Annotated in this window: 21 protein-coding genes; 11 read left to right on the top strand and 10 right to left on the bottom strand. The window is 60.1% G+C overall.

Features of this window, described 5'->3' with window-relative positions; genetic code table 11:
* Positions 1 to 100 precede the first annotated feature (100 nt).
* The 6 genes from AC07U5_RS18095 to argE all read right to left on the bottom strand — a co-directional run bounded on the left by AC07U5_RS18095 (position 101) and on the right by argE (position 6,695).
* Positions 101 to 1,558: an NAD-dependent succinate-semialdehyde dehydrogenase gene (locus AC07U5_RS18095; RefSeq protein WP_494723844.1), complete on the bottom strand. Its 1,458-nt coding sequence runs from the start codon at positions 1,556 to 1,558 to the stop codon at positions 101 to 103.
* A gap of 9 nt (positions 1,559 to 1,567) precedes the next feature.
* Complete coding sequence (locus AC07U5_RS18090) at positions 1,568 to 2,617, bottom strand: tartrate dehydrogenase (RefSeq protein ID WP_494723843.1); 1,050 nt, start codon at positions 2,615 to 2,617, stop codon at positions 1,568 to 1,570.
* 10 nt (positions 2,618 to 2,627) lie between these two features.
* Positions 2,628 to 4,091, bottom strand: a complete 1,464-nt coding sequence (locus AC07U5_RS18085) for an aldehyde dehydrogenase family protein (protein ID WP_494723842.1) — start codon at positions 4,089 to 4,091, stop codon at positions 2,628 to 2,630.
* Positions 4,092 to 4,255: 164 nt separating this feature from the next.
* The gene (locus tag AC07U5_RS18080) at positions 4,256 to 4,609 is read right to left on the bottom strand and encodes a cupin domain-containing protein (protein ID WP_062423758.1); all 354 of its coding nucleotides are present in this window, start codon (positions 4,607 to 4,609) and stop codon (positions 4,256 to 4,258) included.
* A 25-nt stretch (positions 4,610 to 4,634) separates the two neighbouring features.
* Entirely contained in the window at positions 4,635 to 5,558 is a 924-nt protein-coding gene (locus tag AC07U5_RS18075; RefSeq protein WP_494723841.1) for a 2-hydroxyacid dehydrogenase, read from the bottom strand.
* A 12-nt stretch (positions 5,559 to 5,570) separates the two neighbouring features.
* Positions 5,571 to 6,695: an acetylornithine deacetylase gene (argE, locus tag AC07U5_RS18070; RefSeq protein WP_494723840.1), complete on the bottom strand. Its 1,125-nt coding sequence runs from the start codon at positions 6,693 to 6,695 to the stop codon at positions 5,571 to 5,573.
* A 236-nt stretch (positions 6,696 to 6,931) separates the two neighbouring features.
* On the opposite strand from argE, the gene AC07U5_RS18065 reads away from it, so the two are divergent.
* Complete coding sequence (locus tag AC07U5_RS18065; protein ID WP_494724273.1) at positions 6,932 to 7,819, top strand: GNAT family N-acetyltransferase; 888 nt, start codon at positions 6,932 to 6,934, stop codon at positions 7,817 to 7,819.
* A gap of 406 nt (positions 7,820 to 8,225) precedes the next feature.
* Complete coding sequence (locus AC07U5_RS18060) at positions 8,226 to 8,522, top strand: PRC-barrel domain-containing protein (protein WP_494723839.1); 297 nt, start codon at positions 8,226 to 8,228, stop codon at positions 8,520 to 8,522.
* Positions 8,523 to 8,711: 189 nt separating this feature from the next.
* Here AC07U5_RS18060 and AC07U5_RS18055 read toward each other — a convergent pair whose 3' ends face one another.
* Both AC07U5_RS18055 and AC07U5_RS18050 read right to left on the bottom strand, forming a co-directional pair.
* Complete coding sequence (locus AC07U5_RS18055; protein WP_494723838.1) at positions 8,712 to 8,966, bottom strand: hypothetical protein; 255 nt, start codon at positions 8,964 to 8,966, stop codon at positions 8,712 to 8,714.
* A gap of 104 nt (positions 8,967 to 9,070) precedes the next feature.
* Positions 9,071 to 9,181, bottom strand: a complete 111-nt coding sequence (locus AC07U5_RS18050) for a Kazal-type serine protease inhibitor domain-containing protein (protein ID WP_494723837.1) — start codon at positions 9,179 to 9,181, stop codon at positions 9,071 to 9,073.
* A 90-nt stretch (positions 9,182 to 9,271) separates the two neighbouring features.
* On the opposite strand from AC07U5_RS18050, the gene AC07U5_RS18045 reads away from it, so the two are divergent.
* The 8 genes from AC07U5_RS18045 (at position 9,272) to AC07U5_RS18010 (ending at position 16,730) form a co-directional block, all read left to right on the top strand.
* Positions 9,272 to 9,742: a heme-degrading domain-containing protein gene (locus AC07U5_RS18045; protein ID WP_494723836.1), complete on the top strand. Its 471-nt coding sequence runs from the start codon at positions 9,272 to 9,274 to the stop codon at positions 9,740 to 9,742.
* A 145-nt stretch (positions 9,743 to 9,887) separates the two neighbouring features.
* Complete coding sequence (locus tag AC07U5_RS18040; protein ID WP_494723835.1) at positions 9,888 to 10,724, top strand: transporter substrate-binding domain-containing protein; 837 nt, start codon at positions 9,888 to 9,890, stop codon at positions 10,722 to 10,724.
* Between the two features lie 23 nt (positions 10,725 to 10,747).
* Positions 10,748 to 11,494 carry an amino acid ABC transporter permease gene (locus tag AC07U5_RS18035; RefSeq protein WP_494723834.1) on the top strand — a complete coding sequence of 249 codons (747 nt, stop codon included), beginning with the start codon at positions 10,748 to 10,750 and terminating at the stop codon, positions 11,492 to 11,494.
* On the top strand, positions 11,491 to 12,273 hold the full coding sequence (locus AC07U5_RS18030) for an amino acid ABC transporter permease (protein WP_494723833.1): 783 nt from the start codon (positions 11,491 to 11,493) through the stop codon (positions 12,271 to 12,273). Before AC07U5_RS18035 ends, AC07U5_RS18030 begins: the two co-directional genes overlap by 4 nt.
* 12 nt (positions 12,274 to 12,285) lie before the next feature.
* Positions 12,286 to 13,071 (top strand): amino acid ABC transporter ATP-binding protein, encoded by a 786-nt coding sequence (locus tag AC07U5_RS18025; RefSeq protein ID WP_494723832.1) that lies wholly within the window; start codon positions 12,286 to 12,288, stop codon positions 13,069 to 13,071.
* Complete coding sequence (locus tag AC07U5_RS18020; RefSeq protein ID WP_494724272.1) at positions 13,068 to 14,414, top strand: MmgE/PrpD family protein; 1,347 nt, start codon at positions 13,068 to 13,070, stop codon at positions 14,412 to 14,414. Before AC07U5_RS18025 ends, AC07U5_RS18020 begins: the two co-directional genes overlap by 4 nt.
* Before the next feature lie 15 nt (positions 14,415 to 14,429).
* Positions 14,430 to 15,734, top strand: a complete 1,305-nt coding sequence (locus AC07U5_RS18015) for an LLM class flavin-dependent oxidoreductase (protein WP_494723831.1) — start codon at positions 14,430 to 14,432, stop codon at positions 15,732 to 15,734.
* Between the two features lie 129 nt (positions 15,735 to 15,863).
* Entirely contained in the window at positions 15,864 to 16,730 is an 867-nt protein-coding gene (locus AC07U5_RS18010; RefSeq protein ID WP_494723830.1) for a D-amino-acid transaminase, read from the top strand.
* Between the two features lie 16 nt (positions 16,731 to 16,746).
* Here AC07U5_RS18010 and AC07U5_RS18005 read toward each other — a convergent pair whose 3' ends face one another.
* On the bottom strand, positions 16,747 to 17,619 hold the full coding sequence (locus AC07U5_RS18005) for a LysR family transcriptional regulator (RefSeq protein ID WP_443268697.1): 873 nt from the start codon (positions 17,617 to 17,619) through the stop codon (positions 16,747 to 16,749).
* A 174-nt stretch (positions 17,620 to 17,793) separates the two neighbouring features.
* Here AC07U5_RS18005 and AC07U5_RS18000 point away from each other — a divergent pair, with 174 nt between their 5' ends.
* Positions 17,794 to 19,305, top strand: coding sequence for an MFS transporter (locus AC07U5_RS18000; protein WP_494723829.1), 1,512 nt, complete (start codon positions 17,794 to 17,796; stop codon positions 19,303 to 19,305).
* On the opposite strand, the gene AC07U5_RS17995 is transcribed toward AC07U5_RS18000, so the two are convergent.
* On the bottom strand, positions 19,295 to 20,827 hold the full coding sequence (locus tag AC07U5_RS17995) for a serine hydrolase domain-containing protein (RefSeq protein WP_494723828.1): 1,533 nt from the start codon (positions 20,825 to 20,827) through the stop codon (positions 19,295 to 19,297). The genes AC07U5_RS18000 and AC07U5_RS17995 overlap by 11 nt on opposite strands.
* Positions 20,828 to 20,854 lie beyond the last annotated feature (27 nt).

Genomic DNA, 20,854 nt, shown 5'->3' with positions numbered 1-20,854 from the left:
CTAAGCCCGGCGTAACGGAGAGCTTTGGTATCCGCCTCTCCGCCTTTGCTCGCCTTAGCCAAATAAAAAGGGGCAGCCTCCCGACTGCCCGAGTCTTTCCTTACACAAGTCCGCCCATGTGAAAACTCTTGGTTTCCAGATATTCCTCGATGCCCACTTGCGCGCCCTCGCGGCCGAGGCCGGATTGCTTGACGCCGCCAAAGGGGGCGACTTCCATGGAGATGAGGCCAGTGTTCAGCGCCACCATGCCGAATTCCAGCGCTTCACCGACGCGCCAGGCGCGCTTCATGCTTTCGGTGTAGAAATAGGAGGCAAGACCGAAGGGCGTGCCGTTGGCAATCGCGATCGCCTCTTCCTCCGTCTCGAAGCGGAAGAGCGGCGCGACGGGTCCGAAGGTCTCTTCGGTTGCGAGTTCCATGTCGGTCGTCGCGCCTGTGAGCACGAGCGGCGCCGTATACTGGCCGCCCTTCGGCATAACAGGCGTTTCGGTGATGATCTTCGCACCCTTTGAAAGCGCGTCCGCGACATGGCGTTTAATCTTGTCGATGGCGGCGGTATTGATCATCGGCCCAATAGAGACGCCGGCTTCCGTTCCCGGACCCACCTTCATGGCATCGACACGGGCCTTCAGCTTGGCAGCGAAGGCGTCGTAGACGCCCGACTGCACGAGAATGCGGTTGGCGCAGACGCAGGTTTGGCCGCCATTGCGGAACTTGGACGCAAGCGCGCCTTCAATGGCAAGGTCGAGATCGGCATCGTCGAAGACGATGAAGGGCGCATTACCGCCCAGTTCGAGGCTGAGCCGCTTGACGCTGTCGGCCGCCCCGCGCATCAGCAGAGAGCCGACGCGAGTCGAACCGGTGAAGGAAATCTTGCGCACCGTCTCGCTGGCCATCAACTCGTTGCCGATCTTGGTGGGCATTCCGGTGACGATATTGATCACGCCTGCCGGAATGCCGGCGCGTTCGGCGAGCACGCCGAGCGCCAGCGCCGAATAGGGGGTGAATTCGGAGGGCTTGATGACGACCGTGCAGCCTGCGGCAAGCGCTGGTGCCACTTTGCGGGTGATCATCGCATTGGGGAAGTTCCAGGGCGTGATGATGCCGCAGACGCCGACCGCCTCCTTCAAGACGATGATGCGGCGGTCGCGCGACGGCGCCGGGATCGTGTGGCCGTTGATGCGGCGGGCTTCCTCGGCGAACCATTTGACGAAGGAGGCGCCATAGCGGATTTCACCGCGCGCCTCGTCCAATGGCTTGCCTTGTTCGGAGGTCAGGATCAGCGCCAGATCCTCGAGGTTTTCGATCATCAGATCGAACCACTTTTCGATGATCAGCGCGCGCTCGGCATTCGTCTTTGCCTTCCAGGTCTTGAAGGCGGCCTCTGCCGCGACGATGGCTGCGCGGGTTTCTTCGCTGCCCATGTCCGGTACGGTGCCGATGGTGCACTGCGTTGCCGGATCGATGACATTGATGGTCTTGCCCGAGCAGGCGGCAGTCCATTCGCCGTTGATGAGGCCGGCCTGGCGGAGAAGGCTCTGGTCCTTGAGGTTCAGCATGGCTTTGTCCTATACAGAGGTGAGTGCGGCGATGACCGCAGCGGTAATCGTGTCGGTCGAGTCCTTGCCCGCAACCGTGCCGATGCCCTTTGCGGTGACGGCGGAAAGCGCCGCCATCACGCGGGCGGCGGCGTCGTTTTCGCCCAGATGATCGAGCATCATCGCGCCGGACCAGATCGTGGCCATGGGATTTGCGATCCCCTTGCCGGCAATGTCCGGGGCTGAGCCATGGACGGGCTCGAACATGGATGGGGCGGAGCGGTCCGGGTTGATATTGGCGGAGGCGGCAAAGCCGAGCCCGCCCTGAATGGCGGCACCAAGATCGGTCAGGATATCGCCGAAGAGGTTGGAGGCGACGATAACGTCGAGGCTTTCGGGCGCCATCACCATGCGCGCGGCAAGCGCATCGACATGGTAGCTCGTGACCTCGACGTCGGGATATTTGGCTGCGAGTGCCCTGGTGATCTCGTCCCAGAAGACCATGGAATATTTCTGCGCATTGGATTTGGTGACCGAAGCAAGCTTGCCGCGGCGCGCGCGTGCCTGTTCGAAGCCAAAGCGGATGATGCGTTCGACGCCCTTGCGGGTGAAGATCGAGGTTTCCACGGCGACTTCATTGTCGAGCCCCTGATGGACGCGCCCGCCGGCGCCCGAATATTCGCCCTCGGTATTCTCGCGAATGCAGAGAATGTCGAAGCTTTCCGCCCTCAGCGGGCCTTGCATACCCGGCAGCAACCGGTGCGGTCGGATATTGGCATATTGCACGAAGGCCTTGCGGATGGGCAGCAGCAGTCCGTGTAGCGAAACGGCATCCGGCACCTCCGCCGGCCATCCGACCGCGCCGAGAAGAATGGCGTCGAAGCTGCGCAGCGTTTCGATCCCGTCATCTGGCATCATCCGGCCGGTTTCTTTGTAAAAGGCGCAGGACCAGGGGAATTCCGTTCCGGAAAGCGCGCAGCCGGACTGTGCGGCCACCGTCTGAAGCACGCTCCACGCGGCGTCGGTGACATCGCGGCCGATGCCGTCGCCAGGGATCAAGGCAATCTTGTGGGTTTTCATCTGCTTATCCTCAAAGACTGATCAAGACGCTCTTCGTCTTGCGATTGGCCTCGTAGGCCTCGCGGCCGAGGTCCTTGCCGATGCCGGAACGCTTGTAGCCGCCAGTGGGCAGGATGTGGTCGCGCGAGCGGCTGTAGCGATTGACCCAGACCGTGCCTGCCTCCACTGCGCGGGCAAAGCGCAGGGTACGGGAGAGGTCGGAGGTGAAGAGACCGGACGCAAGCCCGTAGACCGGGTGGGTGGAAAGGGCGAGCGCTTCCTCTTCCGTCTCGAATGTCTGGACGGTGAGAACGGGTCCGAAGATTTCCTCGACAATGGCCGGATTGTCCTGGGTTACCCCAGCGATCAGTGTCGGCGCGTAGAAATAGCCCGCGCCTTCCATGTCGCCGCCGCCTGTGAGGCATTCGCCACCGGCCGCTTTCGCTGCGTCAACAATGCTGGCGATACGTCCGCGTTGGCCCTCGGAAATGATCGGGGAATATTGTGTGGCCGTGTCCCAGGTGGGGCCGGGACGCGCGGCCTGCATGCGGAGGATGATCGAGGCAATGAGTTGGTCGGCAATGCATTTCTCGACGATCAGCCGCGTGCCAGCGACACAGGCCTGGCCGGCATTGAAGATGACACTGCCGGCAATCGCAGCGGCAGCCTTGTCGAGATTGGCATCGGCGAAGACGATCTGCGGGCTCTTGCCGCCCAGCTCCAGCGTCATCGGCTTGACGCCGGTGCGGGCAATGTTTCCCATGATGGCCGAGCCCGCGCGCGTCGAGCCGGTGAAGCTCACCTTGGCGATATCAGCGTGGCCCGTCAGCGCATTGCCGGTCGTCAGGCCATCGCCGAGAACAACATTGACGAGGCCCTCCGGAATGCCGGCTTTGATCGCCAGTTGCGCCATGTAGACGGTTGAAAACGGCGTCATTTCGGAGGGCTTGATAACGACCGCATTGCCGGCGGCAAGAGCCGGTCCGAGTTTCCATCCGGCCATGGAAATGGGAAAGTTCCAAGGCGTGATCGCGACGACGACACCATAGGGCTCGCTGATTGTCATGCCGAAGGTCTGGTCGTCGGTTGGAACGACATCGCTGCCTTCCTTGTCGGCAAATTCGGCAAAGAAACGGATCTGCTCGGCGGTTACGGCGATATCGCCGAGGACGAGCTGGCTGACGGGCCGCGTCGAGGACAGCGCCTCGATCTTCGCCAGCGTCTCGGCTTCGGCCTCGATCAGGTCTGCCCAGGCCTGAAGCGCCTTGGTGCGCTCGCGGGGGCGAACGCCACCCCAATTGCTGGATTTCAGCGCCGCCTTGGCGTTCTCGACCGCGTGGTCTACCAGATCGGCATCGGCGATGGGGCAATGTGCATAAGCCTTGCTGTCCGAGGGGCGGTGCATGTCGAGCCCGTCTTTTGCTTCGATCAGCGCGCCGCCGATGAAATGGCCGATCGGCAGGGCAAGCGTATCTGGGTCGAAGCTCGGGCTCATGAGGGCGGGTCCTTTCAGTCTCGTCAGGACACTAACAGGGAATGGCGAGCACGAATGGTTGCGCGAGCCCCGCTCCTCCGACGTTTCTTGCGTTTTCGAAGGGGGTTGCAGACAAATCTTTTGCCGTGCCACCCGCGCGATATTCCGGCGGAGAAACTGCCGCCTCAGTTGACGACTACATAGATCTTGCGCACCGTCTCGATCGTCTTCCAGACGCCGACAAAGCCCGGCTTCATGACGAAGCTATCGCCGGCCTTGTAGATGACAGGATCACCGCCATCGGGCGTGATTTCAACAACGCCTGAGAGGATGTGGCAGAATTCGAAGACCTCGCCCTTGATCGACTTCGTTTCGCCGGGCGTCGCTTCCCAGACGCCGGAAAGAACAAGACCGTCCTTTGCCTCATCCATGGCCCAGGTCTTGAAGGCGGGCGCACCGGCAATCAGCCGCTCCGGCATCGGGCCGGATTCGCGTGGGGGTGAGGTCGGGTTCGGATCGAGTGTTTTGAGAAGAGACATGGCGTTCCTTTCGAGGGGTTACCGTTCAATAGCCGCGTGTGCGGTCGACAAGGCCGATAGGGTCGCGGCCGGACAGATGCAGCCGGATATTTTCGATGACAGCTTGGGCCGCACTTTCCGGCTGGGTGACGCTGGCGATATGCGGAGTGAGAATGATCTTCGGATGGGTCCAGAAGGCATGCTCTGCCGGCAGAGGTTCCGGATCGGTGACGTCGATCATGGCGGACGAGAGATGCCCGCTGTCGAGCGCTTCCAGCAATGCGGCCTGATCGAGTTGCGGCCCGCGTCCGACATGGACGAGCGCCGCACCTTTCGGCAGTGCCGCGAAAAGATCGCGGTTGAGAGAGCCGCGTGTTTCCGGCGTCAGCGGCAGCAGGCAGACGAGAATGTCGGTGGCGGACAGCATGGCGCGAAGTCCGGCCTCGCCGTGATGGCAGGTGACGCCATCAAGGTCGCGCGGGCTGCGGCTCCAGCCGGCGAGCGGAAAACCGAGTGGCTTCAGCAGGTCGAGAACCGCCTGGGCCAGCATGCCGAGCCCGAGAACGCCGATGCGTCGTTGCTCCGCCTGCTTTTGCGGCATGGGCGACCAGATGCCCTGCCGCTGCTGGTGGAGATAGGCGGGCAGATTGCGATGCAAGGCAAGCGTGGCAAGCAGCACATATTCCTGCATCATCCGCACGATCCCGTCCTCGACCATGCGCACGACCTTCACATGGTCGGGAATGGCCGCCAGATTGAGCTGATCGACGCCAGCGCCGATCGAAAAGAGGATTTCGAGATTGCGGTAACGCGCCAGATCGGCTGGCGTCGTCCAAGTGATGAGATAGCGCACCGCGTCCGGATCGACCTGCGTTGCATCCATGCTGAAGCTTAGATCGGGCAAGGCCTTCGCGAAGGCATCGGCAAAAATTGCACCACGGCGCGCGTCGGAATTGAAGAGAAAGGTCATTGAAGTTTGTCCTTATACCGCGCAACGAGCGCCGAGCGCTTCGATGAAGCGCTGGCAGGCGACGAGTTCGCTCTCTAGGATGAATTCGTCCGGCTTGTGAGCGCGGCCGATATCGCCGGGGCCGCAGATCAGCGCGTCTATGCCAGCGGCCTGATAGAGGCCGGCTTCGGTGCCATAGCTCACCGCGCCAAGCGGGGTCTCGCCGGTGAGGTCCGCAACGAGATGGACAAGCGGGCTCTGCGCCGACAGCGCCAGCGCCGGATAAGCGCTCATTTCGTCCCACTCGACCGCAAAGCCTGCTGCGCGCAATCCCTCCGCCGTCTCGCGGATCGGCCACAGCAGAGCGCTGGGATCGACGCCGGAAATGGCCCGCGCCTCCAGCTCCAGCGTGCAGATGTCAGGCACGATATTGATCGCCTTGCCGCCGGAAATCACGCCGGCCTGCAGCGAGGAATAAGCTGGCTCGAAAGCTGTGTCGAACGGGCCTTGCGTCAGGCGCGTCGCTTCCCCGATCGCGGCATTAAGCACGTCCGCCATGGCGTGGATGGCATTAAGCCCAAGATCGGGGCGCGAGGAATGGCCGGCTCTCCCGCGGATCGTGACCCGCACCGCCGCCTTGCCCTTGTGGGCGAGCACGGCGCGCATGTTGCTCGGCTCGCCGATGATCGCGCCTTGAGGCGGCGCACAGAGCGCCGGCAGGCGGGCGATCAGATGCGGCACGCCTCGGCAGCCGGCTTCCTCGTCATAGGAAAAGGCCAGATGGATCGGGCGCCTGAGCTTCGCCCCGGCAAGCTCGGGCACGGCAGCAAGTGCGGCGGCGAGATAGCCCTTCATGTCCGTCGTGCCGCGCCCGAAAAGCTTATCGCCCTCACGCCGAAGGCTAAAGGGGCTGGAGGTCCATTCGCTGACATCTGCCGGCACGACATCCATGTGACCGGAAAGTATATAGCCTCCCACATCTGCAGGTCCCATGGTGGCGAAGAGATTACTGCGATCGCCTTCAGGGCCGGCAATGACCTGTGCTTGGATACCGTGGGCGGCGAGGTAGTCGCAGATCCATGAGACGATGGCGCCGTTAGGTCGACCGACGACGCTGTCGAAGGACACCAGCTTTTCCAGAATTTCGGTGGCGTTCATGAATTCCCCGGTGCGGCCTACGGCCGTTTGTGACATGGTCCTGCAGGTTTTCAGGATGGCTGTTTCGAGCGGGATTCGATGCCGAACCTGCGGTTCATTCGGCCGAATGTTGCGCTTTGTATGAATTTTCGAGCAAAATCTGCGGCGACGCCGCGCTATGCTGGTTCTGCTGCCCGTCATTGTCGCAGCAAAGGAACCGCAAACATTTCTAGGATTGATCGGTGACCGAGACAGTTATGCCGCGCGAAAGCCTTCAGATTGACGCCTTTGCAATGCGGGTCGGCGATGTCGCCGCTGCCGACCTTGACCAGCTTCATGCGCTATCGATTTCCGTGGGTTGGCCGCACCGGGGCGTCGACTGGCAATTCCTGTGCGAGGTCGGGAAGGGCGTCGTGGCCTTTGACGACATCGGCCGTATCATGAGTTCGGCCATGTGGTTTCGACAGTCGGCCGAACTTGCCACCATCGGCATGGTCATCACCTCGCCGCGCCTGCAGACGCAGGGCACGGGTCTTTGGCTGATGGAATATGCGCTGAAGGACCTTGAAGGCGTCAATCTGCGTCTGAATGCTACGCGAGCCGCCCAGCGGCTTTACCTTTCGCTTGGCTTTCGCCCTGAGAAGACGGTCTATCAGTGTCAGGGCATCGTCGCCGGACCCCAGGTCGGAGAGCCTGTTTCCGGCGAAATGCGCCCACTCACGGATGATGATCTTACTGCGGTGACCGCATTGGATGCAATCGCCTTCGGCGTCGGGCGGCCAGCTCTCATGGGGAAACTCCTCCAGCTTTCGCGCGGCTATGGCGTTTTCCGCGACGGCCGTCTCGTTGCCTTCGCACTTTGCCGCCGCTTCGGGCGTGGCCATGTCGTAGGTCCTATTGTTGCCGCGACCGACGAAGACGCCATTGCAGTGGTCTCACCGCATATCCGCGATCACGAGGGCGGTTTCCTCCGCCTCGACACCCATTTCGAGACGGGCGATTTTGCAGCCGTCGTATCACGCTGCGGGCTTTCGGTGTTCGATACCGTGCTGACAATGTCGCACGGCAAAACGCTCAGTGACTTCGCCTGCGGTGACGCGAATGCACCCGTCACCTATTCGCTAGTCAGCCAGACGCTCGGCTAAAAGCGGGACTGGCCCTTCCTGCCGGCAGAGATCGAGGCGAGGTCCCCTTATCCCAGTTTCCGACTGACAGGACGGCGCAGACATTTCCATCGGGATTGAAGTTGACTGTCCCCGCCGGCTGGGCACCCATCCTAATGGCTGCTATTCGTTCGGCGATGACCTTTGCATGCTTTTCCAAGGCGCACATCCCCTTAACGCTATGGGATCATCGACGCGTAATTGAGGCCCCCAATGTCTCGCTAACGTCGCGGCGCAAGATCAATGTCGTCGGACAAGACGTGGCACCGTCAAAACTCCCGGTCGAACTTTACGTTCTTAATTTTGGGGTCGCTCGCGCATACAAATTTCCTTCGGAACAGGAGCGGAATCCATGAGTTATCTTGGTGCCAACAACAGGAGAAACATCATGGATCATAGCAATCACATCCGCCTCACCGTTGATGAACTGAGACCCTCCGTGCTCGCAGGAGCCGCGGTCTACGGAGCAGACGATCACAAGGTTGGGAAGGTTGACCACGTCCATGGTATCGGCGAGAGCAGCAACGTGATTATCGATGTCGGTGGCTTTCTCGGGATCGGCGCGAAGCCAGTTGCGGTTTCCATCTCCGATCTGGACTTCATGCGTGACGAGGACGGCGATGTGCATGCCGTGACCTCCTGGACCAAGGATCAGCTCAAGGAGATGCCAGAGCATCGCGACTGATTTTTTGAAAAAGCGGAGGCGGCCTCTAGGGGCCGCCTTTCGCTTCGACGACGTGGCCCGTTCATTGTCTGCGGACTACGGCAAACTTTATGCGACAGAAAAGCTATGACGACCGTCTCACTGGTGGCGGTGTTTTCATCTCTCGCTATGCGCTATCCCATGCACAGAACGTATCTCGACAAGCTCGTCTCACTTCAACTGGTTGAGGAGAGCCGAAATCTTGTCCGATTCTGGCAGATGCGGTGAGTGCTCCAGTTTGGATTTGTGCCGATAGCTCGGGCTGGTCGCGTACCATTCGATAAGCGCCGAGGCGACTTCCTGCGCTCTTCCGTCGGTCTTATCGACACCGTTTTCTTCGCACCAGGCGTTGAGGAAACGGTTGACCTCTTCCAGGTCATCTGACGAAAGGGGGACGGTGGAATAAGATGGAGACTGTGTGTTCATGGTGGCACCACGCATTAATTATATATGTTACAACTTCCGAATAAATTGTTTTGTTCCCATAAGTATTTGGGGCAGCTCATGATATTGCAAAATCGGCCTCACTTTCAATATCTGCAGTAGAAGGTCGCGCCATTGCGTGACAGGGAGCAAGCGGACATATATGTGCTCCTCCTCATCCCGCACTCACTGGAATTCTCAGGACAATCCTCCCGCACACCGTCGCCGAAAAGGCTTGTCTGATGCGGTTGGTCCCCCTATTCAATCCCCCATCTTGAGCGCGAAAGCGTCGACCCGAGGACGTGATGATGCACAGTAGCAAGCCGACGATCGAGAGCGTGAAGGCCGAAGAAGCGGCCCTGCAGGTTCCAACATTTCACTACGACTTTGCCTGGACGCTCGGAAGCCTGATCCGGCAGAAAGCGGCGGAGGAAAATCACCCTGTGGCCGTCGAGGTCAGGCACGGAAACGACGTGGTCTTTGCAACGCTTTTGCCCGGAGCGACCATCGATAATTTCGGCTGGACCCGGCGCAAATGCGCTGTCGTGCACCGCTTCCACCGCAGCTCTCTTCGCGTGCGGCTCGAGGCTGAGGCCAAGGGCTATGACTTCAATGCGAAATTCGGCTTGCCCGTGACTGATTATGTGGCAAGCGGCGGCGGCTTTCCGCTGATCCTGCAGGGCGGCACGCTCGTCGGGTCCGTTGCCGTCAGTGGACTCCCCGATATAGAGGATCACGCCCTGATCGTGGAAAGCCTTCGCGAACTACTGAGTATCTAACGGCAGCCGCTTGATTGGGGGCAGCGTTGCCAAAGGCGCCGCATGAAGAAAGAACGCTTTTCTGCATTCTTGCTAAAATGAAGAATGGCGTTCCTCGTGAGGCCTTGGCCGTTCGATTATGTTTCGCGGCGAAATAGGAGCCTCCATGTTCGTCAAAGCCGTCACCAAAGCTGTCTTCGCCCTTTCCATCTCACTTGCGACGCTGGCAGCGACTGAAGCTTCCGCGGATGCCACGCTTGATCGCATCAAGGGCCGCGGCAAGCTCACTGTCGGCGTCATCTTGTCCGGCGCGCCATTTGGTTACATCGATCCGGCCTCGCAGGAGCAGAAGGGATACAATGTCGATCTCGCCAAGGCCCTGGCGGCCGATCTCGGCGTCGAGCTCGAAACCGTGACGGTGACACCGCCGAACCGCGTTCAGTTCCTGCAGCAGGGCAAGGTCGATATCCTGATTGCCAACATGCAGTACACAGAAGATCGCGCGAAGATCCTCGATTACGTTCCGACCCCTTATGATCGCGCTGGCGGCGCGGCGGTGGTGCGTAAGGATAGCGGACTGAAGGACTGGGCCGATTTGAAGGGCAAGCCGGTTTGCATTTCGCAGGGCTCCAACTACGCACAGCCATTGGCCGAAGACTATGGCGCAATCGTCAAGGGCCTGCCGAGCCAGCCAGAATCGCTTCTGGCACTTCAGGGCGGCAACTGCGTTGCCGCCGTGCATGTGGGCGCAACCGTCGGCCTTCTTCTCGTGGAGCGCGCCGATGAATGGAAGGATTACGCCATCCCCTTCCCAACCGAGCTCATCCCGTCCGACTCCGTTATCTGGCTGCGCAAGGGCGAAAGCGACACGCAGGCAGCGCTCGACAATAGCGTCAAGAAGCTTCACGCGTCCGGCAAGCTGCTTGAAATGGCCAAGGCGAACCGCCTGCTGAACACCAAGTATCTCGAGGAAGAAAAGACGAAGCTTTCTGCCGCGCAGTAAGCGGAAGGCAGCGGTAGCGCTCCATGCAAGACATGAACCCGACCAGCCTGTTCGTCGATCTGACGGGCAGGCTGGGCCTCAATTACGAATTTCTCCTGACCGGCTATGAAGCGCAGATCTGGCGCGACGGCTTTCTGACGACCCTCTATCTCGTCGCCATCACCATCCCGGTCAGCCTGTGCTTCGGTGTCATCTTTGCGGCCTGCCTGACCTCTGGCAGGTCTTGGCTGTCAACACCTGTGCGCGCCTTCGTCGAGCTTACGCGCAACACGCCGACGCTGGTGCAGTTGATGTTCAGCTTCCTCGTGCTCAACACCATTGTGTCCAACATGGTCGGGGGTGCGGTCAACAATCCGCTGTCACCATTTTTCTGGGTGGTTGCCGTGGTGGGACTGCATGTCGCAGCCCTGCATGCGGAAGCGATCCGAGGCGGTATCGAGGCGGTTCCCGCATCGATGATCGAAGCCGCGCGCGGCATGGGTTTCAGCCAGTTCGAAATCCTCCGCTTTGTGCAGATTCCGCTCGCGCTCCGCTCTTCACTGCCAGCGATCGTCAATGGTCTGATCAGCCTCGTCAAATCGACCACTGTCGGCAACGCGATCGCGGTCAGCGAAATCACCTACGCTTCCATCATGGTCTGGACGCAGCGCGACAATGTGGTCGAACTGATGATCGTGCTGCTCGCATTCTTCAGCCTGATAAATTTCCTCATCGCCCGCCTCGGCACATGGGTAGAACGCAAGCTGGCGGTTCCGGGGTATGGGCTATGAGTGCAGTCACCTCACAACAAACAGAGTCCAGCGGCGGCATTCTGAGCTATATCGGCTTTGTTGCCATGCCCCTTCTGGTGGTCATCTGGTTGCTGCTCGATCCCACACTTGGTGCCGAGTTGGTGAAGTGGGTGCCCTATCTCGCTTCCGGCTTCTGGATGAACATCGTCATCACGTTCTCTGCTGTGACGCTGGGGACCGTTGCGGGTGTGCTTCTTGGCCTCATGCAACTGGCGCCGCTTTGGCTCATACGCTGGCCTGCGGCGATCTATGTGCAGATTTTCCGCAATGCGCCGGCACTCGTGCTGATATTCGCTACCACCTATATCTTTCCCTTCGAGATCGTCGCCTTCGGCCACTACCTGCCCTTTCCCGACTGGATCAAGGCGGTGATCGGCCTCGGCATCGTGGCTGGCGCCTACATTGCCGAGATTACGCGCGGAGCAGTGCTTTCCATTCCGACAACGCAGTGGGAGGCAACCAAGGGGCTCGGCTTCTCAAGGTTACAGGCGCTGCGCTTCGTCATCCTGCCACAATGCATCAGACGGTCCCTGCCACCCTGGATGAATGTCGCCTCTTCGATTGCCATGGGGACATCGCTTGCGTCGCTCGTCGGTATTCACGAACTCATGCACGCCGCGACCGATGCCAGCACCGCCGTGCGCCGGCTGGACTTCACCGTCATCGCCTATGTCGTGGTCATGGCCGCCTTTTTCACGCTTTGCTACCCGCTTTCTCGACTGACGCGCCGCCTCGAGCAGCGCTTCAATGCGGGTTGAAGGATTTCGATCATGACCACATCCACCGACACCGCGATCGTAAAACTGGAGGACGTTCATCTCGCCTTCGGACAGACCGAGGTTCTTAAGGGCATCGATCTCACCGTCAACAAGGGCGATGCCGTCTCGATCATCGGCCCTTCGGGTTCGGGAAAGTCGACGCTGCTCCGCTGCATCAACGCGCTTGTTACGCCGCAGAAGGGCCGCATCACCGTTGCTGGCACGCGCGTGGATGAGCTGACAAAGGAAAGCGAACGCATCGCACTACGCAAGCGCGTCGGTATCGTCTTCCAGCAGTACAATCTCTTCCCGCATCTGACCGTGCTCGACAACATTGTGCTGGCACCGACCCGCATCTTAGGCGCGGACCGCGGAGCGACCGTCATACTCGCACGCGAGTTGCTGGAGAAAGTGCGGCTTTCGGAAAAAGCCGACGCCTATCCAGGCCAGCTGTCGGGCGGCCAGCAGCAGCGTGTGGCGATCGCCAGGGCTTTGGCGATGAAGCCGGAGCTTGTGCTCTTCGACGAGGTAACATCGGCCCTCGATCCGGAAACGGTCGGCGAAGTTCTCTGGGTGATCCGCGACCTGATCCGCGACGGCATGACCAGCATTCTAGTCACGCATGAGATGCGTTTTGCCGAAGAGATCAGCGATACCGTCATCTTCACCGAAAATGGCCGGGTAGTGGAGCAAGGCTCGCCGAAGCACATCTTCCACCAGTCGCAAAATCCCCGCATCCGCCAATTTGTCGGCGGTCTTTCCGGCGGGCGCTCCGTTCGCGATGGCGAAGGGATCTGACCATGTCTAAGGCCCCCATCACCGCAGCCTTTGCCATGGCAATCAGCAACGCCGATCCCCGCCAGGATAGTGCGGCCATGGAAGCCGCGCGGATAGCGATTATCGATTTTCTGGCCTGTGCCATCGCCGGCGCCAATGACCGTACAACGGATATCCTCGCCAAGGCAGTGGGCGTCGATCTTCCAGGCAACGCGATCCTCATCGGCCGAGCCGCAAAGACGGACCCTCTCACGGCTGCGGTCATCAATGGTTACGCGGGCCACGTACTGGATTATGACGATGTTCATTCCAGCGTGCGCGGCCATCCGACCACCGTCATTCTACCAGCTCTCCTGGCATTCGCCGCCGATGAGGGCGTAAGGGCAGACGCCCTAGTTGCGTCTTACATCGTCGGGCTGGAAGCACTGGCGCGGCTCGGACTGTCTCTCGGTTCCAGGCACTACGAAAATGGCTTCCACGCAACCGCTACGCTTGGACCGATCGGCGTTGCCGCCGCCATCAGCCATCTCACCGGCGCGACCGCCGAAAAGACCGCGATCGCGCTTGGGCTTGCCGCAACGCAAAGCTCAGGCATGCGCCTGCAATTCGGCTTCGATGCCAAACCCTACCATGCCGGAATGGCGGCGCGCTCAGGCCTGCTTGCTTCCCGGCTCGCGGCGGCTGGCTTCAGCGGCGCGCCCGATTTTCTCGACAACCCAACCGGCTTTTACTCGGCTTACGGCTTCGGTGCCTCTCGGCCGGAACTGGCGACCGAAAACTGGGGCGCTCCGTGGCAGATCGCATCGCCTGGCCTGACGCTGAAAGCCTATCCCTGCTGCACGGCAAGTCATCCGGTCGCATCCCTCGGCATCGAGCTTCACCGCGAAGGTCTGGTTGCGGATCAGGTGGAAGCTGTTACGTTCACCTATCCGCCAGGCGCGGACGCGGCTCTCGTGGTCACAAAGCCGGAAAACGGTATCGAAGCCCGTTTCAGTCCGGAATATGTGTTTGCCGCCGCCCTGCTGGATGGGGCGCTGAGACTTGATCATTTCGACGAAAGACCGGTCGAAGATCGCATTATGGCGCTTGCTGCCAAGGCCAGCCGCCGCCACGACAATACCGCGCCGCGTATGTCGAGCGATCCGAGCACGCGCTTCGTGCTTCTGGATATCGCGCTCAAGGATGGCACGAAGATCCACCGTCGTTTCGACGGCTTGCCAAGCCTCACCGACCCCGAACAAAAATTCAAGAATGCGACTTCAGGGAGCTCGGCTTTTGCCGATATTCCCGAACTCGTTCGCAGCATGGAAAGCGAGGCCGATATCGTCCGCCTTCTGTCGCTGCTCAACCAGACCTCCCTCTGACGAAAGACGTATGCCATGACTGCCAAGCGACAAATCCACCTCGGCCTGTTTCTCCAGGGCGCAGGCCATCACGTCTCCGGCTGGCGGCACCCGAAAGCGGAAGCGGGAAGCGAGAATTTCGACCTGCTTCGCCGCGTCACGCAAGCCGCCGAGCAGGCGAAGTTCGACATGGTGTTTCTAGCGGATGGATTGACCAGTGGCGTCGATGCCCATCCGTCCACGATCGCCCGTTTCGAACCTCTGACGCTGCTTGCAGCACTTGCCCTCGTCACCGACAAGATCGGTCTTGCCGCAACATCCTCCACCACCTACGGCGAACCCTACCATACAGCTCGGGCCTTTTCCTCGATCGATCATCTCAGCCACGGTCGCGCCGCATGGAATATCGTCACGACCTCCTATGCCCGCACGGCCAACAACTTCTCGAAGTCGCATCCCGAGCATGACGAGCGCTATGCGGTGGCGGAAGAGTTCGTCGATGTGGTTCGCGGTCTCTGGGACAGCTGGGATGATGACGCCTTCATCAAGGACAAGCAGAGCGGCATCTATGCCGATCCGAACAAGGTGCATATGCTGGACCACCAGGGTAAATATTACTCGGTTAAAGGCCCTCTCAACATTCCCCGCTCGCCGCAGGGCCACCCTATCCTGATCCAGGCCGGCTCCTCCGGTCCGGGCCAGGATCTTGCGGCCCGTACCGCCGATGTCGTGTTTACCGCGCAGCAAAGCCTTGCGGAAGCGCAAGGGTTCTACAAGAGCTTGAAATCACGCGTCGAGAAATTCGGCCGTCCTGCAGATGCCGTTGCCGTCATGCCGGGCTTTCTGCCGGTGATTGGGCGCACGTCGAAAGAAGCGGCGGAAAAACTGGCAGAGCTCGACCAGTGGACGGAGCTGAAAAGCGCCATGCCGCTTCTCGAAGAACGCATCGGTCACAGCCTCGCAGACTACGATCCAGACGGTCCCTTGCCAGATCTGCCCATTTCCGATCAGTTGCGCAGCCGGGCCGAGCTTTTGACGGCACTGGCCAGACGCGAGAACCTGACGATCCGCCAGTTGGCCCTTCGCGTGGCTGCCGGACGCGGGCACCATATCATGCTCGGCACGCCGGTCGAAGTCGCGGACCGGATGCAGGAATGGTTCGAAACCCGCGCCGCCGACGGCTTTAACGTCATGCCGCCCTTCTTCCCGGAGGGCCTGGAAGACTTCACGCAATTGGTTGTGCCCATTCTGCAGGAGCGCGGGCTGTTCCGAACCGATTATACAGGCTCGACGCTGCGCGACCATCTTGGTCTGGCGCGTCCGGCACTCACCTCGGTCTGATCTCGTTTCAGACTGCTATACGCACTGGCTCGAAGCCTCCGGTTCTGAACCGCCAGCCTTGCATACTGATGCCCGCAATGCCAGACAGGGAGGATAGCTGGTAGGCATAGGGCAAGCATAGGCAGGATCATGGACAGAACGGTTTATCTCAATGGCGCATGGGTTGCGGAAGGCGAAGCAAAAGTTTCGGTCTTCGATCGTGGCTTCCTTTTTGCCGACGCGATTTATGAAGTGACGGCGATTATTCACGGCAAGCTCGTCGATTATCCCGGCCACCTCGCCCGTCTGAAACGATCGCTTGATGCGCTCGGCATTGCCATGCCGGTGGCGGAAGCCGAATTGCTGGACCTGCACAAGGAAATCGCAAGACGCAACGGCATCGAGGACGGCCTGATTTATTTGCAGGTTTCCCGCGGCGTTCAGGATCGCGACTTCGTCTTTCCTGAAGCCATGGAGCCGACCTTCGTGATGTTCACCCAGACCAAGAAGGTACTGGACAATCCGAAGTGGAAGACCGGTCTTTCCGTCAAGACAGTGCCCGAGGGCCGCTGGTCGGACCGGCAGATCAAGACTGTCCAGCTTCTTTATTCATCGCTTCGCAAGACGGAAGCCAATCGCCAAGGTTACGACGACGTTCTGTTTGTCGAAAATGGCCACATCACCGAGGCAAGCTCGGCAAACTTCCATATAGTCACGCAGGAAGGCGTGCTGGTCACACGCGATCTGTCGAACGCGCTGCTGCACGGTATCACCCGCGGCTCCATTCTTCATCTTGCCAGGCAGGCGGATCTCAAGGTGGAAGAGCGCGCTTTCACCCCAGAAGAAGCCAAAGCCGCTTCTGAGGCTTTCGTGACATCTGCAACGAGCTTCGTCACGCCCGTGGTCAGAATGGATGGTGTCACAATCGGCAATGGTGAAGTTGGCCCGATCAGCCGCCGTCTGCTGGATATCTATATTCGCGAGCAGCTCTCAGCCGGTATTCCGATCGCTGGCTAAAGACGTCTTCTCTCGATCAGGCGCTTGCGAGGCTGATCCGCCGGTTACTGGATTTACGATGCTCACTGAAGGCTGCGGTAATTGCCCGCAGCGATTCCCGCGTCTTGGCATCCGTGAGTGAGGAGTGCAGCGTGATCGATAGCGAGGGAATGCGCGGCAGGCCTAGCGCATGCCCGACGTCGATCATGTCCGGCGTTGCCAATCGGCAGGGAAATGCCGCCACGGCAAGTCCAGCAGAAAGCGCGGCAGTGACGGCCGAGGTCCCTCCGATAAACACTTCCGTCCAGGGGATCGATGCGCCGTCCAACAAGCGGGTCGCCACTTCGCGCACCGTGCAGCAGGTCGGATGGCTGGCAAGCGGCAATGGCTCGCCGGCCCGATGCTCGAAATCAGCGGACGCGAACCATCCGAAATGCTCTGGCCCCAGCACCTCGCCGCCTCTCCGGTCATCATCGCTGCGCACGATGATTGCATCAAGCGCGCCCTCCTCGTAGGAGTCGAGAAGCGCACGCGAATTGTCGATCATGACTTCAACCTTGAGGCAGGGATCGAGTGTCTTCAGCTTGGCGAGGAGGATCGGCATCTCCGGTCCCATAATATGGGCAGCAATGCCGAGCCGGAACCGCCGTCGCTCTGCCGTCAGTGCAGCCATTGCACGCTCATGGGCAGCGAGAAATTCTCTCGCTGGTGGCAGGAAGGTTTCGCCTTGCGCCGATAGCCGGACCTGCCTCGGCGTGCGTTCGATCAACCGCTTTCCAAGACGATCTTCGAGCCGCTTGAGCTTCACGCTGACGGCGCCCTGCGTAGAACCAAGAGCTTCCGCCGCGCGTGTGAAGCTCTGATGGTCCGCGATCATCACGAACGCCCGCACGGCATCGACTTCCAGCATCCCGATCATCCATCATATTTTGTTGTTACTGAAATTCCCTGCCATGCAGTTGATGGATGGTCAAGCCTCCGGCACATTGGCTTCGACACAAATCAATCTACAAGGCCGTCACACCCAGTCTTCGCTTCCCGATGGGGGCGACGCGCCTTGCATTGTCAAAAAGCAAGGCAGACCATGACAACCTATCGACAATCCAGAAATCGTTTCGCGCTCGTCGCCGTATGTCTTTCGGCTCTGATGTTAGGGCTTGAAATTACAAGCATTCCCTCAATTTTGCCGACGCTCGAGAAAGTCCTGTCGGCGGACTTTCAGCAACTCCAATGGATCATGAACGCCTATACGATCGCGATGTGCTCCGTACTGATGGCCATGGGGACGTTGGGCGATCGCTTTGGACGCAAACGGGTCTTCAAGATCGGCATCGCAGTCTTCGCCTTCGCTTCGCTGATTTGCGGGCTGGCGACCAGCGCGCCCCTGTTAATCGCAGCCCGCTTTCTTCAAGGAACCAGTGCAGCGGCGATGCTCGCTTGTCAGGTCGCTGTTTTATCCCATCAATTCCAGGATGGGGCTGAGCGCGGGAAAGCATTTGGATGGTGGGGTATCGTCTTTGGAGTGGGTTTGGGTTTTGGTCCGATCGTCGGGGGAATGCTCATTACACTGACAAGCTGGCACTGGGTTTTTCTCGTCCATGTGGTGATCGCGGTCGCAACTGTCGTCTTCGCGCAGAAAGGCGTCGAAGAATCTGTCGATCCGCACGCGACACGCATCGACATGGGAGGAATTGCAACGCTTTCGCTTGCCGTCTTCGGCATTGTCTATCTCATCACCCAAGGTCAGCAGCTTGGACCGACAAGCCCTCTTGCATTGACCATTCTCGCTATAAGCGCTGCGAGTTTCCTGTTTTTCGTAATCATCGAGACCCGCGTCGCGCGGCCTATGTTTGATTTCGGAGCGTTCCGCGTCCGTCGCTTCGCTGGTGCGATCATTGGGTCGAGCGGCATGAATTTCAGCTTCTGGCCCTTCGTCATCTATCTGCCGATCTATCTTCAGGCTGTGCTCGGCTATGATGCGATCGCTGCAGGGATGACCGTGCTGGCCTATACGCTCCCAACCATTGTCGTTCCGCCGCTTGCCGAGCGGCTATTGCTTAAATGGGGTCCGAGACTTGTGATCCCGGTTGGCCTCCTCACTATCGGTGCGGGGTTCATGCTCTTGGTTTTGGTGATCAACAGCGAGCATGCCAGCTGGATGACCTTGCTGCCGGGTTGCGCCTTGGCTGGCATCGGATTAGGCCTGACCAATACGCCCGTCACAAACACGGCAACGGGGGCGTTACCGCTGGAACGCAGCGGGATGGCGTCGGGCATGGATATGAGCGCCCGAATGATCTCACTATCCATCAACATTGCGCTGATGGGACTCATCTTGTCGAGCAGTATATCCGGCTACATACTTCGTGCGCTTCCCGATGCACCCTCAGGTTCCACGCTTCGAACGCTAGCAGATATCGTTTCGGCCGGAAACCTCACCGCCATCGAGAACAACGGGGTCTCGCTCACGTTGGCGAAATCGGCGCTGTCGTACGGCATAGGAAGGGTTGCGCTCTATGGCGCGATCTCAGCATTCATCCTGGCCCTAGTCAGCTTCACAATCTTCGGGAACAATCGGACACCCCTTAAACGGTAGCACCAAGCCCATCGCATTTCCGTCGATACTCGATCATCCGGGCGCGGCTTGTCACAAGCTCCACATGATCGTCGCCGAGCGTGTGGAGGCAGACGCGCTTCGTCCACGGGCCATCTTGGATGGTGAAGAGATAGCGCCCATTGCCGAGCGCCATAAGCGGCATGCGCCGGCGAAGGGGCCCAGTGCCCATGATTAGGGTGCCAGCGGCGATGTCGAACTCCGCGCCCTCGTCGGAGCGCCAGCGTCCATCAAGCGTTGGCGGAACGTCTTTGCCAGCCACGACAGGTAGAAACCGTCGCGGCGCATGGCCGACTTCGCCAGCAAGCGTTGCTCCATAAACGCGAAGACGAACGGGCGAGGACGCTGAGCGAGACGAGACCCAGCCATTACCCTCGTCATAGAGCGTGTCTTCGGCATCGAGAAAGCTGCAGGTGCTGCCCTTGATCTCCAGCCACCAGGGCCCGGTCTCTGTGATGTAGAGACCATCCGGCAGGAATGCTGCAGGTCTCGGCAGCGGCAAGCCCGTCAGTGCCGCCATGCTCTCAAGTGCAATCTTGAACCCATTCGTGTCCTCACGATTGGAGAGGACGACGAAACCCGTGCCATTCTGTGGATCGAGCAGGAAATAGCTCTTGTAGCCGGGATGCGATCCGCCATGGCCGACGAAACGCCTGTTGCCGAGATGCGTCCACCGAAGACCCAGACCATACTCGCTCACCCTGCCATCGGCGAGCGGACGCGGAGCTGACAGTCGATCGAGCACGCCGGTGGAACCATGATCGCCCTTCAACAGGGATTGCAGCCATGCGACGAGCGCTTCGGCACTTCCGGCAAGGCTTCCGGAGGCGGAAAGGTGAAGACCGGCGGCGGACAATTGCCATCCCTTATCGGATTTCCAATAGCCGGGTGCCAGGCCGATAACAGGATCGTTCCAGACATCCGGCGCGAACAGCGCAAGCCCCAGATACGTGGAGGTCTCTTGCACGAAATCGTCGAAGCACAAACCCTTTCGCGCCAGTGCGGCCTCGACCAGTCGGTAGCCGGTATTGGAGTAGGACACTTCCGTACCGGCGGGGAAATTCAGCCTCGTCTGGCGCGCAACATAGTCCAGCAAGGGCTGAGTCTTCGTCTCGCTGTAGACCGACAGGCCAAGCAGCGAGAGGCACTCACGCACATCGGGCAAACCTCCGCTCATATCCAGCGCCTGACCGACCGTCACGTCGCGTAACGGGGACTGCAGCTCCGGCAGGTGCTCCCCGAGCGGATCATCGAGACCCATCACATCGCTATGGGCAAGGACCATGGCGCAGAACACATGTTTGGTGAGCGACGCATAGCGGGCCACGGTCCTGGATGAGAACGGCGCAAGGGTGGAGAGACTTTCAACGCCGCCCGCACGAGCGAAGCGAATGCCGGAAAGATCGAAGCCGACCACGCAGCCGCCCGGCTCATCGTCGCGCCAATGCGAAACGAAATCTCCAGCCGTTTTCGAAGCAGCACGCCAGTCCATCGTCTTTGTCATCTCCCACGTCCTCTTTGCTCCACCAGG

Source organism: Agrobacterium sp. GW821-FHT02D03 (assembly GCF_059421725.1).
Note: the sequence above shows the minus strand (reverse complement) of the source record. Positions and strands in the feature narration are given on the sequence as shown.